Source organism: Priestia sp. ABM2_011, from assembly GCF_056158845.1.
Genome location: NZ_JBSWUB010000001.1, coordinates 1,082,010 through 1,098,407, shown reverse-complemented (window position 1 = coordinate 1,098,407; position 16,398 = coordinate 1,082,010). Strand labels below are relative to the sequence as shown.

At 40.3% G+C, this 16,398-nt stretch carries 15 protein-coding genes; 1 reads left to right on the top strand and 14 read right to left on the bottom strand.

Annotated elements, in window-relative coordinates:
* Window positions 1-3: 3 nt before the first annotated feature.
* The 5 genes from preA to mce form a co-directional block, all read right to left on the bottom strand.
* Window positions 4-1,284 (bottom strand): NAD-dependent dihydropyrimidine dehydrogenase subunit PreA, encoded by a 1,281-nt coding sequence (gene preA, locus ACXAE4_RS05825; protein ID WP_028411570.1) that lies wholly within the window; start codon window positions 1,282-1,284, stop codon window positions 4-6.
* 21 nt (window positions 1,285-1,305) lie between these two features.
* Window positions 1,306-2,667: an NAD(P)-dependent oxidoreductase gene (locus ACXAE4_RS05820; RefSeq protein ID WP_289578430.1), complete on the bottom strand. Its 1,362-nt coding sequence runs from the start codon at window positions 2,665-2,667 to the stop codon at window positions 1,306-1,308.
* A gap of 224 nt (window positions 2,668-2,891) precedes the next feature.
* The gene (locus ACXAE4_RS05815) at window positions 2,892-4,010 is read right to left on the bottom strand and encodes a tripeptidase T (protein WP_013084962.1); all 1,119 of its coding nucleotides are present in this window, start codon (window positions 4,008-4,010) and stop codon (window positions 2,892-2,894) included.
* 25 nt (window positions 4,011-4,035) lie between these two features.
* Window positions 4,036-5,586, bottom strand: a complete 1,551-nt coding sequence (locus ACXAE4_RS05810; protein WP_289578432.1) for an acyl-CoA carboxylase subunit beta — start codon at window positions 5,584-5,586, stop codon at window positions 4,036-4,038.
* The gene (gene mce, locus ACXAE4_RS05805; RefSeq protein ID WP_080754463.1) at window positions 5,579-6,004 is read right to left on the bottom strand and encodes a methylmalonyl-CoA epimerase; all 426 of its coding nucleotides are present in this window, start codon (window positions 6,002-6,004) and stop codon (window positions 5,579-5,581) included. Before mce ends, ACXAE4_RS05810 begins: the two co-directional genes overlap by 8 nt.
* A 149-nt stretch (window positions 6,005-6,153) precedes the next feature.
* Here mce and prli42 point away from each other — a divergent pair, with 149 nt between their 5' ends.
* The gene (prli42, locus tag ACXAE4_RS05800; protein ID WP_149917156.1) at window positions 6,154-6,249 is read left to right on the top strand and encodes a stressosome-associated protein Prli42; all 96 of its coding nucleotides are present in this window, start codon (window positions 6,154-6,156) and stop codon (window positions 6,247-6,249) included.
* 75 nt (window positions 6,250-6,324) lie between these two features.
* Here the strand turns inward: prli42 and ACXAE4_RS05795 are convergent, their stop codons facing one another.
* The 9 genes from ACXAE4_RS05795 to ACXAE4_RS05755 all read right to left on the bottom strand — a co-directional run bounded on the left by ACXAE4_RS05795 (window position 6,325) and on the right by ACXAE4_RS05755 (window position 16,371).
* A complete protein-coding gene (locus ACXAE4_RS05795; RefSeq protein WP_014458269.1) occupies window positions 6,325-6,849 on the bottom strand; it encodes a L,D-transpeptidase in 525 nt (174 codons plus the stop codon).
* Window positions 6,850-6,947: 98 nt separating this feature from the next.
* Window positions 6,948-7,898: an aromatic acid exporter family protein gene (locus ACXAE4_RS05790; RefSeq protein ID WP_013059112.1), complete on the bottom strand. Its 951-nt coding sequence runs from the start codon at window positions 7,896-7,898 to the stop codon at window positions 6,948-6,950.
* A 159-nt stretch (window positions 7,899-8,057) separates the two neighbouring features.
* The gene (locus tag ACXAE4_RS05785; RefSeq protein ID WP_028411574.1) at window positions 8,058-8,780 is read right to left on the bottom strand and encodes an amino acid ABC transporter ATP-binding protein; all 723 of its coding nucleotides are present in this window, start codon (window positions 8,778-8,780) and stop codon (window positions 8,058-8,060) included.
* Complete coding sequence (locus ACXAE4_RS05780) at window positions 8,773-9,432, bottom strand: amino acid ABC transporter permease (RefSeq protein WP_013059114.1); 660 nt, start codon at window positions 9,430-9,432, stop codon at window positions 8,773-8,775. Before ACXAE4_RS05780 ends, ACXAE4_RS05785 begins: the two co-directional genes overlap by 8 nt.
* A 31-nt stretch (window positions 9,433-9,463) precedes the next feature.
* The gene (locus ACXAE4_RS05775; RefSeq protein WP_026106695.1) at window positions 9,464-10,267 is read right to left on the bottom strand and encodes a transporter substrate-binding domain-containing protein; all 804 of its coding nucleotides are present in this window, start codon (window positions 10,265-10,267) and stop codon (window positions 9,464-9,466) included.
* 281 nt (window positions 10,268-10,548) lie between these two features.
* Entirely contained in the window at window positions 10,549-10,986 is a 438-nt protein-coding gene (locus ACXAE4_RS05770) for a BrxA/BrxB family bacilliredoxin (protein ID WP_289578435.1), read from the bottom strand.
* 193 nt (window positions 10,987-11,179) lie between these two features.
* On the bottom strand, window positions 11,180-12,175 hold the full coding sequence (gene meaB / locus ACXAE4_RS05765; RefSeq protein WP_033579718.1) for a methylmalonyl Co-A mutase-associated GTPase MeaB: 996 nt from the start codon (window positions 12,173-12,175) through the stop codon (window positions 11,180-11,182).
* Window positions 12,176-12,191: 16 nt separating this feature from the next.
* A complete protein-coding gene (gene scpA, locus ACXAE4_RS05760) occupies window positions 12,192-14,342 on the bottom strand; it encodes a methylmalonyl-CoA mutase (protein WP_048019778.1) in 2,151 nt (716 codons plus the stop codon).
* Window positions 14,335-16,371: an acyl-CoA mutase large subunit family protein gene (locus tag ACXAE4_RS05755; RefSeq protein ID WP_289578437.1), complete on the bottom strand. Its 2,037-nt coding sequence runs from the start codon at window positions 16,369-16,371 to the stop codon at window positions 14,335-14,337. Before ACXAE4_RS05755 ends, scpA begins: the two co-directional genes overlap by 8 nt.
* Window positions 16,372-16,398 lie beyond the last annotated feature (27 nt).

Sequence of the window (16,398 nt, the reverse complement as noted above, 5' to 3'; positions counted from 1 at the left end):
TATTTATACGTCCAATCGCTGTGCAGCCGTCGCTTGTAAAGCAGCTTGGCGTTCATTCCACGTCATTGGCGGTTGTTCATTTGGTAATTCAACCATGGATATAGCTCCATCCACAGGACATACAATCGAACATAAATTACAGCCTACACAATCTTCTTCTCGTACTTTTAAATAAGGTTTCCCTGAAGGATCTTTCAACATATCAATACATTGGTGAGAAGTATCTTCACAAGAAATATGACACTTATTGCAGTTAATACACGTATCAGGGTCGATGCGAGCCACTACTTTATAATTGAGATCTAAGTTGCCCCAGTCGGAATATTTTGAAACGGCTTTCCCTACAATATCGCTTACTTTTTCGATTCCTCTTTCATCCAAGTAATAGTTGAGACCTTGAATCATATCCTCTACAATGCGGAATCCGTGATGCATAGCAGCTGTACATACTTGCACACCTGTAGCACCCATGAGCATAAATTCCACTGCTTCTTGCCAGTTCGAAACGCCTCCCATACCAGATATTGGAACGTTAATAAACGGACTTCTTGCACATTCAGCAACCATGTTTAATGCAATCGGCTTAACAGCCGGGCCGCAATAGCCTCCGTGAGCGCCTTTTCCCGCTACGTGTGGAATTGTATTCCATGAATGAATGTCTACTCCTGCTAAACTATTAATGGTGTTAATCATACTAACAGCGTCGGCACCACCTCGAACCGCTGCTTCTGCTGTAACGGTAATATCTGTGATATTTGGGGTTAGCTTAACAATGACCGGCGTTTGGGCTACTTCTTTAGCCCAATACGTTTGTTTTTCAACTAAATCAGGGACTTGCCCAGAGGCAGCACCCATCCCTCGTTCTGCCATTCCATGCGGACAGCCAAAGTTCAGCTCTAATCCATCTACTCCTACATCTTCTACTTTTTTGACAATCTCATGCCATTTTTCTTGCTGAGGCTCTACCATAAGAGAGGCAATAATTGCGTGGTTAGGAAACTTCTTTTTCGTTTCATAGATTTCCTTCAAATTAACTTCAAGCGGACGATCGGTGATTAGCTCAATATTGTTAAAGCCGGCTACGCGCTGACCGTTGAAGCCGACGGCAGCAAATCGAGAGGAAACATTTAAAATCGGATCACCAAGCGTTTTCCAAACTGCGCCTCCCCATCCTGCTTCAAATGCACGCTGCACTTGATAACCTGAATTGGTTGGCGGTGCGGATGCCAGCCAAAACGGATTTGGTGATTGAATACCTGCTAAATTTGTTGTTAAATCTGCCATAGATTTCTCCTCCTCCTGATTTTAAGCTGTTTCCATTGTTTCTTTTGTTAACTGCATATGAATAGTTAACGCCGTTTGTTTTCCTTGCTGAGCAGCGGTCACAACCATTGCTTCTCCTTGTCCTTTACCAAAAATGACGTCTCCACAAGCAAATACTTTTGGATTTGATGTTTGGAACGTCTCTTGATTGATTAAGACAACTCCGTCTTCATGGTTCAGCTGGAATTGTTGAATCAAAGACAGGTAACGTTCTTGACCAATTGCTTTAACAACAGCATCGACTGGAATCGTAAACGTTGAACCTTCAACAGGAACAGGCTTCCTGCGGCCGTCTGCATCTGGATCTGTTAGGGTCATTTTTACACATTCAATCCCGCTCACCTTACCATTTTCATCTCCAATAATTCGTATAGGAGCCGTTAACCAGCGGAATTCAACACCATCTTGTTTCGCAAATTCAAATTCAAAATCATAAGCCGTCATTTCTTCTCGTGTACGACGGTATAAAATTTGAACATTTTCAGCCCCCAAGCGCACGGAACACGTAGCACCATCAATCGCAGTATTTCCCGCTCCAATGACAGCTACACGCTTACCAACAAATTCTGTTGATAGCGCTTCTGACTTCGTTTTTTTCACAAAATCAATCGCATCATACACACCGTCTAGCTCTTCACCTTCAACATGTAGAGAAGGCACCTTACTCATACCAATAGCTAATACAATCGCGTCATATGACTGCAGTAATTCGCTTGGAAGAATATCTTCTCCAATTCTTACATTTGTTTTAATTTTTACATCTAAGCTTTTTACTTGTTCAACTTCCCAGAATGAAATCGCTTGAGGAAGACGAAACGACACGATTCCATATGTATTTAACCCTCCTGCTTGTTTTTCCGCTTCAAAAATGGTTACCTCGTACCCAAATCGGGCCAGTTCTCTTGCTGCAGAGAGACCAGCCGGACCTCCCCCAACAATCGCTACCTTTTTGCCGTTGGCTTTTCCTTTCTCAAACAGCACCTGTTCATTTTGAATAGCCCAATCCGTTGCGTAGCGCTGCAAATCTCCAATCATAATTGGTTTGGTTGAATGGTTTAGTACACACGCTCCTTCACATAGTTCATCGGTTGGACAGACTCTCGAGCAGCTTGCTCCTACGGGATTCGAAGACATAATCGTTTCGGCAGACCCCTTTAAATTGCCCGATGCAATTTTTTTAATAAACGTCGGGATGTCAATTCCTGTAGGGCATGCCTGAATACAGGGTGCATCATAACAGTACAAACATCGATTAGATTCTTCGACTGCTTCTCTATTGGACAACCCTTTTTCTACTTCATTAAAGTTTTGAATGATGGACTGCAAACTTTCCGGTGATCGCATTGCATCAACCTCCCAAGAATATCTGTTGATAAAACTTAAATTGAAAGCGCTTACATATTTTTTATATACGTTATTTTCAACTTCTACTTTGTAAAATGTATTACTAACTTTATTGTACAAAACGACCGTCTTTTCTTCATTATACATTATGTTAAAAAATTCAGACTATTTACTATTCACTATGTAAAAAGCCTTGCTTTTATATAAAAGCAAGGCTGCAACTATTATTTTGCTACTTCTTTAATAATCGACACTACTAGTTCAGATGTCTTCACCAGTTCTTCTACCGGAATTTTTTCATTGGTTGTATGAATGTCTTCATAACCAACTGCTAAATTTACTGTTGGGATATCAAAGCCTGCGATTACATTTGCATCGCTTCCGCCTCCGCTTTGAAGTAGGCGTGAAGGACGATCGATATTAGCCACGGCTTTTTTAGCAACTTCGACAACATGATCTCCATCGCCAAATTTAAAGCCTGGATACATCACTTTAATATCAACTTCTGCACGTCCGCCCATTTCTTGTGCAGCTGTTTCAAACGCTTCTTTCATTTTCGCTACTTGTGCTTCCATTTTTTCTGGAATTAATGAACGAGCTTCTGCTAAAATATCGACGCGGTCACACACGATATTCGTTTGCGTTCCACCTTCAAAACGTCCAATATTCGCTGTAGTCTCTTCATCAATACGTCCAAGCGGCATTTTAGAAATGGCTCTTGAAGCAATCGTAATAGCAGAAACGCCTCGTTCAGGAGCTACACCCGCATGAGCTGTTTTTCCATAAATTGTTGCATTTACTTTTGCTTGCGTCGGCGCAGCAACAATAATGTCTCCCACTTTGCCATCGCTATCTAAAGCATAGCCGAATTTTGCCGTTACGAGACTAGAATCAAGAGCTTTAGCACCCACTAAGCCAGATTCTTCTCCTACTGTAATAATAAATTCAATTTTACCGTGCGCGATGTTTTCTTCTTTTAATACGGTGATTGCTTCTAGCATTGCTGCTAAGCCTGCTTTATCATCCGCTCCAAGAATTGTCGTGCCGTCACTTTTAATATAGCCATCTTCAATAGATGGTTTAATACCATTTCCAGGTACGACTGTATCCATATGAGAAGTAAAGTAGATTGTGTCTACGCCTTCTTTTGTAGCTGGCAGTGTGCAGATTAAGTTGTTGGCTCCGTGGCCCGTTTTTTCTTTGGCATCATCTTCTACTACTTCGACGCCTAATGCGGTAAATTTTTCTTTTAGTACAACAGCGATTTTTTCTTCATGCTTTGTTTCTGAGTCTACTTGTACTAATTCAATAAATAAATCAACGATTCGTTGTTCATTAATCATAATATGTAATCCCTCCAAAAATAACCTACAATGGTATGTTACCATGTTTCTTTGCTGGACGCTCTTCCTTTTTATTGTGCAACATTTCAAGCGCTTGTATTAATTTTATTCGTGTTTCCCGAGGATCAATCACATCATCGACCATTCCAGCGCTTGCCGCTACGTAAGGATTAGCAAACTTCTCGCGATACTGCTCAATTTTTTCGTGTCTTGTTTCATCTGGGTTTTCGCTACCTCGAATGTCGTTTGCAAAGATAATATTTGCAGCACCTTGAGGACCCATAACAGCAATTTCTGCATTCGGCCACGAATACACAAGGTCGGCTCCAATCGATTTACTATTTAAAGCTACATACGCACCTCCGTACGCCTTTCGCAAGATCACCGTGATTTTCGGAACGGTAGCTTCGGAGTATGCATATAAAATTTTAGCACCATGTCGTATAATTCCGCCATGTTCCTGCTTGATACCTGGGAAAAAACCTGTAACATCTTCAAATGTAATAAGTGGGATATTAAATGAATCGCAAAACCGAATAAACCTTGCTGCTTTATCTGAGGAGTTAATATCTAAACTGCCTGCCATTACTTTAGGCTGGTTACACACAAGTCCGACAACTTTTCCATCTATGCGGGCAAAACCAATAACAATATTTCTAGCAAAGTCTTTTTGCACTTCAAAAAAGGAGTGCTCGTCCACTACTTGGTGAATGACTTGACGCACATCGTAAGGACGCACGGCATCAAACGGGACAACGTCTAATAAATCCGGACGGTAATGATCACTCTGTGCCTCTGAAACTAAAGGAGGCTGCTCTTGACTAGACTGCGGAAGATAGCTTAAGAGCGTTCGTACTTGTTCTAGTACCTCTTGTTCTGTTGAACCTCTGAAATGGGCGTTACCGCTAATTTCGTTATGAACAGCTGCTCCTCCAAGATTTTCAGAGGAAATGCTTTCCCCCGTTACGGTTTCAATTACTTTTGGTCCGGTAATGAACATTTGACTTGTTTCTTCTACCATAAAAACAAAGTCCGTAATCGCCGGTGAGTACACGGCTCCGCCTGCACAAGGACCCATAATAACAGATATTTGAGGCATAACACCTGAATAAATGGCGTTTCGATAAAAAATATGACCGTATCCATCAAGAGACATGACGCCCTCTTGAATACGAGCCCCGCCTGAGTCATTTAAACCAATAAACGGCACGCCTGTTTTAGCCGCTAAATCCATTACGTGCGCAATTTTTTTAGCATGCATCTCACCTAACGCGCCTCCAAATACCGTAAAATCTTGCGAAAACAAATAGACTGAGCGACCGTTTATCTTGCCGTAGCCTGTTACTACCCCGTCTCCTGGTCCTACTTGATTATTCATACTGAAGTCAGCACACCGATGCTCAATAAACGGATTTAACTCGACAAATGTATGTTCATCCAAAAGAATTTCAATTCGTTCACGTGCCGTTAGCTTCCCTTTATGGTGCTGTTTTTCAATTTTTTCGTCTCCACCGCCTAACTCGATTTTCCGGCGCTTATCGTACAATTCATTTAATTTATCATAAATGTCAACCATGTTTCTTCTCCTCCTCTAGTGTTTTTTCACAGAGCTCATAAAGAACACCGTTTGCTGACTTAGGATGCAAAAAAGCAATGGATGCTTCCCCTGCGCCTTTTCGCGGAACATCGTCAATCATTTGTACACCTTTTTCCTTTAACTCGTTAATCCGTTCTTCAATCGTACGTACACCTAAAGCAACATGGTGAAGACCTTCACCTCTCTTTTTGATGAACGCACCGACTGCACTGTCTTCAAAGAGCGGCTCTAATAATTCAATTTTTACGTTGCCGCACTGAATAAAAGCCACTTTTACTCCTTGTTCTTCTACTTTTTCTACTTTTAATAGAGACAGTCCTAATACCTTTTCGTAAAAAGGGAGGCTGCCTTCAATTGATTTTACAGCTACTCCTATGTGATCAATTCCTTTTATCACTTTCTCACCTCTTTAAAAAAGCGTTTTCATTTACACATATTCTTGAAAACAAAAGAAATCTCCTGCTCGCGTATGTACAGAAAGTTGCTTGTCTAAGCAGCGGAAGACATGTAAAATAAGAAAAAAACGTGTAGGAGGACTTTGGTTGTATGTCTAATAAGAAAATCCAAAAAACCATTGTGTTTTTAATGCTTCTTGTCATGTTAATATCTACGCTTCTAGCGGGACTTGCGATGTGGTTTTAATCGAGACTGATGACTAAAAACATAGATGCACTGCTGTTTCTTTGTGCAATGCAAACATATAAAAAAGACTGGTGACTAGTCACCAGTCTTTTGCTGTATATTCACAATGCCTTTTTGAGCGGCTAACTCTTCAAAAGATTGATCTGTAGATACAATCCATACTTTTGTACCTAACGGGACTTGATCATATAAATGGCTTACTTCACGATTTTCTACGCGAATACAGCCATTCGATACATATTTACCGATGGAATCCGGCTGATTTGTACCATGAATGCCATAAATACGTCCGTCAGTCTCTCTTGCATCAAACCCAATCCACCTTACACCTAGAGGATTTTGAGGAGCGCCTCCTTCAATGTTACTTCTCCGATAATAAGGATTAACAGCTTTTACTGTTACCGTGAACTCCCCTTCGGGCGTCAGATTAACTGTTTTCCCCGTTGCTACTTTAATAATTTGTTTAATTTCTTTATTTTGAATATAAGCAAGCTCATTGCTTTGTTTATTAATAATAATATAAGGATCATTTGGCAACGGATTTTCTCCTAATGGCCAAACCGGAGATAGTAGTAAAAGGATAAAAGCAAACACATGCACGTAATCCACCACCTTACGTTAGTCCTAAGTAAAAGACAAGAGAGATATCTCTTGTCTTATTTAGTGTTCGTAAGCAAGATAAACAACATGCATGCTATTTAACTTATTTTTAAGGTTTGTTTAATAACCAAATATTGTTCAATTTCTTTGACTACGTGCAGTAAATCGGCACGCGCTTCAAACTCTTCCCGCGTTTTAGGAAGCGGCATCTCTGCAAACGCTTCTCGTAGATGCTGAAGTTTGGCTAAAAATAATTTTGCTGTATTACCAGGGTGGATGGATAGACTTAATTCTTCAATGAAATCGGCAATCATGTAGCGCTGTTCTACTACCAGATCAATAGCGGTAATGAGAGGAAGCGTGCGTTCAATAATTTCAAGCTGTTTTTCACGAATTTTAAAATAGCGGTAATAATAATTTTCCCCACGAACAAAATGATTTTCTACATCACGAAACGCAAGGCTTTTTGCTTTTTCTAAAATTTTTACCGTATCTGCAATTTCCTTACCGTCCCAACTGCTGTCATTGGTTCTGAGATACAGGGCGATTTCCTTTAACATCGACCGGAAATTTTCTTCAATTTCTTGCTGATACGTGCGAAGCTCTTGATCTAAACTTGGCATATATAAATTCACAAGCAGGGCAACACCTATCCCAATTACAATTAAGCCAAGTTCATTAAAGACGATTCCCCATGTCATATTGCCTTTGGAGTAAATATGAAGCAAAATAACGGAGCTTGTAACAATGCCTGCATTAACTTTGAATATAACCGTAACCGGGATAAACAAAAGCAGCATCAGTCCTATAACAAGTGGATGATAAGCAATCCCTTCAAAGAATATAAACGAAAACAGAATGGATAAAGAACAAGCAATAAAACGATCGCTTGCACTTCGCAACGATTTTTTCTTTGAATTTTGAATGCACAAAATGGTGATAATTCCAGCTGATACAAAAAACTCGAGGTGAAAGAACTGAGCTATAATAATAGCCAGTGATGTACCGACGGCTGTTTTAATTGTCCGGTACCCAATTTTAAATTTCATTTTCTAGACTCCTACATGTTGGTTTCTTTTTAGTGTGATAAAATACTCTATTCTTTATTAACACGAATAGAAAAATAACACAACCTTAAATCTTGCTGTACCGTATAAATTTCAATAAAAAAAGTGCAGAAAAGATCGTACTCTTCCTGCACTTTTTTATTATAAAATCTTTTCTAAGAAATCTTTAGCACGCTTGCTTTTAGGCGCTGAAAAAAATTCAGCCGGAGGCGCATCTTCAACAAGCACACCGCCGTCTAAAAACAGCACGCGATCTGCTACTTCTCGTGCAAATCCCATTTCATGCGTTACAATGACCATCGTCATTCCTGTTTCTGTTAGCGACTTCATTACATCTAGTACTTCTTTTACCATCTCTGGATCCAATGCTGATGTTGGTTCGTCAAACAGCATTACTTTCGGCTCCATTGCCAATGCTCTTGCAATAGCTACACGCTGCTTTTGACCGCCCGATAAGCGACTTGGAAACTCGTTGGCTTTTTGAGCAAGTCCAACTTTTTGGAGTAATTCTTTGCCTTTAGCAACAGCCGTTTCTCTTGACACGCCTTTTACCGTCATCGGAGCATACGTCAAATTTTCAAGCACTGTCATATGTGGAAACAAGTGAAAATGCTGAAATACCATTCCTACATTTTCACGCACACGCATAATGTTTGTTTTTTTATCTGTAATCACTTGACCGTTAATGGAAACTAATCCGCTCGTCGGTTCTTCAAGCAGGTTCATACAGCGTAAAAAAGTAGATTTACCAGAACCAGAAGGGCCAATAACAGCTACGACTTCTTTTTCCTTAATCGTAGTTGAAATACCTTTTAAAACGTCATTCTTACCAAATGATTTGTGTAAATTTTCAACGTTAATCACCTTTTCTCATTCTCCTCTCGACTGCTTTACCAAGGAGCGTTAAGCCCATTACCATTACATAATAAATCAACCCTGCAAAAATTAACGGTTCAAGGTAGGCGAATTTTTCTCCCCCTACAATGTAAGCACGGCGCATAATGTCGAGTGCTCCAATAACTGTAACGATAGCTGATTCCTTTGTTAATGTAATGAACTCATTCATTAAAGCAGGTAAAATATTTTTAAGTGCCTGTGGCAAAATAATTTGTCCCATCATGCGGCGATAAGGAATTCCTAACGCTAATGCCGCTTCACGCTGTCCTTTATCAACAGCTAAAATACCAGCGCGAATAATTTCAGATATATATGCTGCAGAGTTTAGCCCGAACGCAGCAACGGCCGCTGGAAACGGGGCAATATCAAACCCGAGCAGCTGAGGTAATCCAAAGTATATTAATAATAATTGCAGTACAAGCGGTGTTCCGCGAAACACGGACGTATATGCATCCGCAAACCATTGAAGAGGTTTATTGCGGCTGATTTTACATAAAGATAAAATAACTCCCAGCACAAACCCTAAAATTGCTGAAGCTAGGACTATCTGTATCGTTACCCCTATCCCTTTTAAAATATAAGGCATAGAAGGCACGATTTGCGAAAAATCCAAATTCATGCCTAGTTCCATTCCTCTCTAACTATCATTCTTATTTTTGGTCGTCAAACCACTTAACGATTAATTTATCCAATTCACCGTTTTCTTTCATTTTCTTTAATTCACGGTTAAAGTCATTCGTTAGCTTGCTGTCTTTAGGAAATGCGATTGCTGATCCTTTACTTGAATCGGGACGTCCTGTATCAGACATTTGCAAGCTTTTGTCTTTGTTCACATACCCTTTAGCTACTGTATCTTCAATAATCGCTGCATCGATACGATTTGATTTCATTTCTTGAATTAGTTCTGGAATACGGTCACGCGTTGTTACATTTACTCCGTCAACTTCTTTTGCAATTTCTTTTGCTTCGTCTGCTTGAATAGAAGAAGTTTGTACACCGACTGTTTTTCCTTTTAGTTCTTCTGCGTTTTTAATTGGCGCATCTTTCTTCGATACAATCATGTTTTTTGCTTCGTAGTATACGTCTGAGAAGTCCACGTTCTTTTTACGCTTTTCAGTTGGCGTCATACCGGCTAAAACTAAATCGACTTTATTAGATTGTAAAGCTGGAATTAATCCGCCAAATTCCATATCCTTTACCTGCACGTCATAGCCTAACTTTTTACCGATTGTTTTTGCTAAATCTACGTCAAATCCGATTGCTTCACTATCACCTTTTGCCGTATCAATATATTCAAAGGGTGGGTAATCTGCTGATGTTCCCATTACAAGTACTTTTTTATCTTTGTCGTCGCTGCTTGCTCCGCCATTAGACGTTCCTTCTCCTGCTCCGCATGCAGCTAAAACGCCTGCTGTTAAGAGACCAATTGCCGTTACCGATAACCACTTTTTCAATTTCATCTTCGTTCCCCCTAGTTTATTCCTTACATTATTTTTTAAAAATTAATAATATTATGAAATAAGTTTTTTACTATTGCAAGTAAATGTCGAAATTTAAATATATATTCATATAAATGTATTTTAACACAACATTATAAATATGCAATATCTTTTTTAAATATAAGTTTCACTATTTGAAAATACCTTTTCTCAACATTTTCCACTCATTAGAAAGCCTGCATACAGACGGATAAAAAAATGCATAAAAAAAGAAGCCGTTCAAAACGGCTTCTCTCTTACACTTCTTCACAGTTCTGTTCGAACGCTTCTTGCAGCTTCATCACAACTGACATTGGCTCATGGCCTTCAATTTCGTGACGCTCTACCATTGTGATAATTTTTCCGTCTTTTAATAAAGCGAAAGATGGAGATGAAGGCGGATAACCTTCAAAGTATTCGCGTGCACGCGCAGTTGCTTCTTTATCTTGCCCAGCAAATACTGTAACCAAGTTTGTTGGACGTTTATCATAATGTACAGCGTGCGCTGCAGCAGGTCTTGCAATACCTCCTGCACAACCGCAAACTGAATTCACCATTACAAGCGTTGTGCCAGGCTGTTTAAACGTTTCATCTACCGCTTCAGCCGTCTTTAATTCTGTATAACCAGCAGCTGTAATTTCTTTACGGGCCTGACGAACAACGTCGTTCATAAACAAGTTAAAATCGATATTCATTTTCATACCTCCCTTTTGCTATCTATCCTTTATCATAGCAAACGAAAACTAAAAAGGCGATTGCTTTGACTCATTTTTTCTTGGTAATCAAGATTAAACAAGAAAAGAAATGGTGATACTGTTTTTACAGCTAGAAAACCATACTCTTAACTCCCTAGTGTAGAAGGATCCGCATAAAATGCAGGATCCTTTTTTACATTTCTTTCATCGCCTGCTGATAGATTTTAATCAAGTGTTGGAGAGCTTCAGCCATTGTGGCATCTCCGGTCATCATTTGTTTTTCAACATCCCCTAATGTTTGCTTAACTAAAGGATGTTCATAAAATGATTCTTGTAAATATTCATTAACACTTGCTTGTAACCATGCCTTCATTTGCTTTTGTCTTACTGCATAAAACAGATCTTTTTTATTCATCCATTCCTTATAGTCACAAATTATCTGCCATAAATGTTGAAACGACGCTTCTTCATAAGCAGAAGTTGTGATGACCTGTGGTTTCCACCCTCCGGAATGACCGTGAAGAAAACCGATGACACTTTTGTATTCTTTTGCAGTCACTTCTGCTTTTAGCCGGTTATCCCCGTCTGCTTTATTTACACAAATTAAATTAACCCATTCAAGCAGCCCTTTTTTAATTCCTTGCAAATCATCTCCTGCTCCGGTTAAAGCAAGTAAAACAAAGAAGTCTACCATCTCTTTTACAATCATTTCACCTTGGCCAACACCCATCGTTTCGACAAATATGATGTTATACCCAGCCGCTTCACAAAGAAAAATGGCTTCTCTCGTTTTAAGATGAACACCTCCAAGCGTTCCTTGAGAAGGTGAAGGACGGACAAAAGCGTTCTCTTGTTTGGCAAGCAGCTCCATTCTGGTTTTATCTCCTAAAATACTTCCTCCAGACAAGGTACTGCTTGGATCGACTGCTAAAACTGCAACGGAATGGCCATTTTTGCATAGATACGATCCAAATTTGTCAATCAGCGTACTTTTTCCTGCTCCTGGTACGCCAGTAAAACCAATGCGCACTGAATGCCCCGTATGGGGATAGATTTCTTTAATCAGCTGTTGTGCTATTGCTTTATGCTTCGGCGCTTTACTTTCAATTAAAGTAATGGCTTGAGCTAACGCTGTTCTTTTCCCTTCAAGCAGCCCTTGTTTATAATCTTGTACCGTTTTTAATTTCACCAATTGTCTTCACCAACTATTCTTCTAACCGTTTCTTTATTTCATGTAAGACGGAAACGGCCGCTTTTGGGATTACTGTTCCAGGTCCAAAGATTGCAGAAGCGCCGTGCTCTAAAAGAAATGAGTAGTCTTGTTTAGGAATAACGCCTCCGACAATAACAACGATATCGTCGCGCTCTAATTTCTTTAACTCATCAACAAGCTGCGGCAGTAACGTTTTATGCCCGGCTGCCAAAGAGCTTATGCCAATCACATGTACGTCGTTTTCTACAGCTTGCCTTGCTGTCTCTTCAGGCGTTTGAAATAAAGGGCCAATATCCACATCAAATCCAAGGTCAGCAAAGGCTGTTGAAATCACTTTTGATCCTCTGTCATGACCGTCTTGCCCCATTTTCGCCACTAAAATCCTTGGGCGTCTTCCTTCTTCCTCTAAAAATTCAGCCGTGAGCTTTCGAACTTCTTCGATTTGATCTCGATGCGCAAACTCCGCACTGTATACCCCGCTGACTGACTTAGAAGTAGCCTGATGTCTTCCAGCCACTTTCTCAATGGCTTCTGAAATTTCACCTAGTGTAGCTCTAGCTCTTGCAGCTTCAACCGCAAAAGCAAGGAGATTCCCTTCGCCTGTTTTGGCACAAGTGGTCAGTCGATTAAGCGCTTCGAGTACCGCTTGTTCGTTACGTTCACTGCGTATTTTCTTTAGCTTTTCCAGCTGCTTCATTCGAACTGCTGTGTTATCAATATCAAGAATATCAAGCGGTTCTTCTTGCTCCGGCTGAAACTGATTCACACCTACAATAATTTCTACCTGCGAGTCTATTCTTGCTTGTCTGCGCGCAGCAGCTTCTTCTATCTTCATTTTAGGTACGCCTGCTTCTATTGCTTTTGTCATTCCGCCGAGCTGCTCTATTTCTTCAAGGTGCTTCCACGCTTTTATCATTAATTCATTCGTTAATGATTCCACATAATAAGAGCCTCCCCAAGGGTCAATGACGGAACAAATCTCCGTTTCATTTTGCAAATAAAGCTGCGTATTTCGAGCAATTCTAGCTGAAAAATCAGTCGGAAGAGCAATCGCTTCATCCAGTGCGTTTGTATGAAGCGATTGCGTATGTCCTGACACTGCAGCCAGAGCTTCGACGCATGTTCTAATAACATTATTAAATGGATCCTGCTCGGTTAAGCTCCATCCGGACGTTTGAGAATGCGTTCTAAGAGCAAGTGATTTAGGGTTGTCCGGCTCAAACTGTTTCATGAGTTTTGCCCACAGCAGCCTCCCCGCTCTCATTTTCGCTACTTCCATAAAGTAGTTCATTCCAATTGCCCAGAAAAAGGATAGTCTCGGTGCAAACGCGTCAATTGAAATTCCTGCTTTCAAGCCGGTTCGTACATATTCAAGTCCATCTGCAAGCGTATAAGCAAGCTCTAAGTCTGCTGGAGCGCCTGCTTCTTGCATATGATAGCCTGATATACTAATACTGTTAAATTTCGGCATATGCTCCGCTGTATATTTAAAAATATCCGCAATGATTCGCATGGACATTTCAGGAGGATAAATATACGTATTGCGCACCATATATTCTTTTAAAATATCGTTTTGAATCGTTCCAGCCAGCTTTTCTTTTTTTACTCCTTGTTCTTCAGCTGTTACGATGTAGAAAGCTAAAATAGGAAGAACCGCCCCGTTCATCGTCATCGACACGGACATTTGATCAAGCGGAATCCCTTCAAACAGCTGCTTCATATCAATCATTGAATCAATTGCCACTCCTGCTTTCCCTACATCTCCAACAACTCTTGGATGATCAGAGTCATAGCCGCGGTGGGTAGCTAGGTCAAAAGCAACAGACAGCCCTTTCTGTCCAGCAGCTAGGTTTCGGCGGTAAAAGGCATTGCTTTCCTCCGCCGTTGAGTATCCTGCATACTGTCTAATCGTCCAAGGCCGATTCACATACATCGTTGCATACGGTCCTCTCACAAACGGTGGAATACCAGGTGCAAAGTGAATAAAGTCGAGGTCATCTCTGTCTTTTTTTGTATATAATGATTTTAATTCAATTTGTTCATTTGTTTGAAAAGCAGTGAATGAACTTTGAGTCACGTCCTCTTCCCTTTGCTGCTTTGAAAATGATAATGGAATATTAGAAAAAGAAGGCTTTTTATACATGAACTTCTACCTCCAAAGCACATAATAACTTCTTAACGCATTGAATAACATTTGTCTTAGGATGTATGACGCTCATTACACCTTTTTGCTGCCACTGCGTTTTGCGTGATACGTGTTCTTCCCCTACTACGTACACATAAACAGAATCTTCCTCAAAATAAGTCATCGCTTTTGTTAAGAGCTTTTCCACGAGTTCATCACTTCCACAGATTACATATGCTTCGTGCTTTTGTTCATTCATCCAATCTGCTATCTCGACGTAGGAATCTATGTTTTTAATTGTTTCACACGCAAAGCCTGCGCTTTCAAATAAAGACCGGGCAATCTCAGCTTTTTTATGGCTGCTAGGATCGGCGAGCTCCATAATGCCAATGCTCATTCCCTTTGTATAAACCCGTATTTTTTCAAACTTCTCTGCTGCTCTCCACTTAGTGAGCGGCACAACACTGTCTGGCTGTGACTGCTTCGCCATTTGTTTTAGCATCCACCCTGCTGTTACCCCTTTAGATGCTAGCTTTGTATAGTCCTCTAGCGAAAGATTTGATGAAAATTCCGAAGTGTTCTGGTCACTGTATTTATTCATTTTTCTTTCTTCTTTTTTAGACAGAGTGCTTTTTATCTCTTCAGATGCAGCGTGTTGCTTAGGAGCATAGTGTGTGACTCCGATCAAGCGCTCAATTCGGCACTCTATATCTCCTTGTCTTTTTACTTTCATTTGTTCAACTTCATCTTGAATTCGCCCTTGTTTTAAAGCTTCTTCCATTCCGCCGTGGTCTTCAATGTTGCCAAATAACTCCCAAGCTTTTGTCATTAATTCATGTGTGTAAGCTTCAACGTACCAAGAGCCTCCGGCAGGATCCATTACTTTTGATATATGTGTTTCGTGCTGCAAAATTAAGTGAGTATTACGGGAAAGGCGATGAGCGAACTGAGAAGATGAGGATGTAACGGAATCATATGGTTCAATATGCAGACTATCCGCTCCTCCTACAATAGAAGCAAACGCTTGAACCGTGCTCCTTAATGCATTTGTATACATATCTTCTTTAGACTGTGTAAGACGTGACGTTTCCGTATGAATAAACGGCACTGAAACGGCCGTGTCATCAAAAGCACGAACCACATTTGCCCAAAGCATGCGAAAAGCACGAAGTTTTGATATTTCCATAAATAAATGTGAGCTAACTGAAAAAGAAAAGGTCATGTGAGGTAAAACTTGATGTAAGGACAGACCGCGTTTCATGCATTCATCAATATACTGCACTCCTGTAGCAAGCATATAAGCTAGTTCTTGAACAGCGTTTGCACCGCTGTTATGGTAAGGAATGCTTGATACAATGATCGTTTTGAGCTCTGGAACATTACTGTGAGCCAAACGCGTTGCGTAAGCTAAATGATCGTATAAATCTCGAGTAGAAAGTGGAACTCTCCCGTATTCAGCAAGAGTGCCGAGCGGATCCATTCCAACCGTACCTGTTAGCTGTCTCATATCAAAGTTATGATCAACACAGTATGCTTTTAGAAACGAAAGAAGTGGAACGGATGTACATCCCGTATTTAAAAATAAAGGCACAGCTTCAAGAGCTACATGCTGAAACAAATGAGCAACATCCTCTAAAGTAGAAATTGTAACGCCTGAGGCTACTTCAGCTTCAGTTGCTTCATCAACGTCTTTTCCTTGCCTCATTGCTTCACTGCACGTAAAAGCGGCCGTATTTTGTCCATTTCTCAAACTGTGTAAAAGAAGTTTATTGCTTTCTTTAATAGAAGGTAAGTCGATTTTTTGGGTGATTTCCCATTCCCCTAGTATGTATGATTCTTTACCGGCTCCTCTTAAACAATCTATTCCCGCCGGACTCTGCTGCAAGTAGTCTAAATGTGCCGTATCACTTTCAAAATAAAGCGGTTTCAAAAAGATGTTTTCTAACGTTTCTTTTGAGCGGAGCGCGGTGTTTTTGCTAACTTCCTGTGCCCAATCTTCTTTAGGTGTACGTGTAAATTCATGAAATGATAATGTATTTGTTTTCATTTCCATGCCCCTTTACAGTTAATAGCT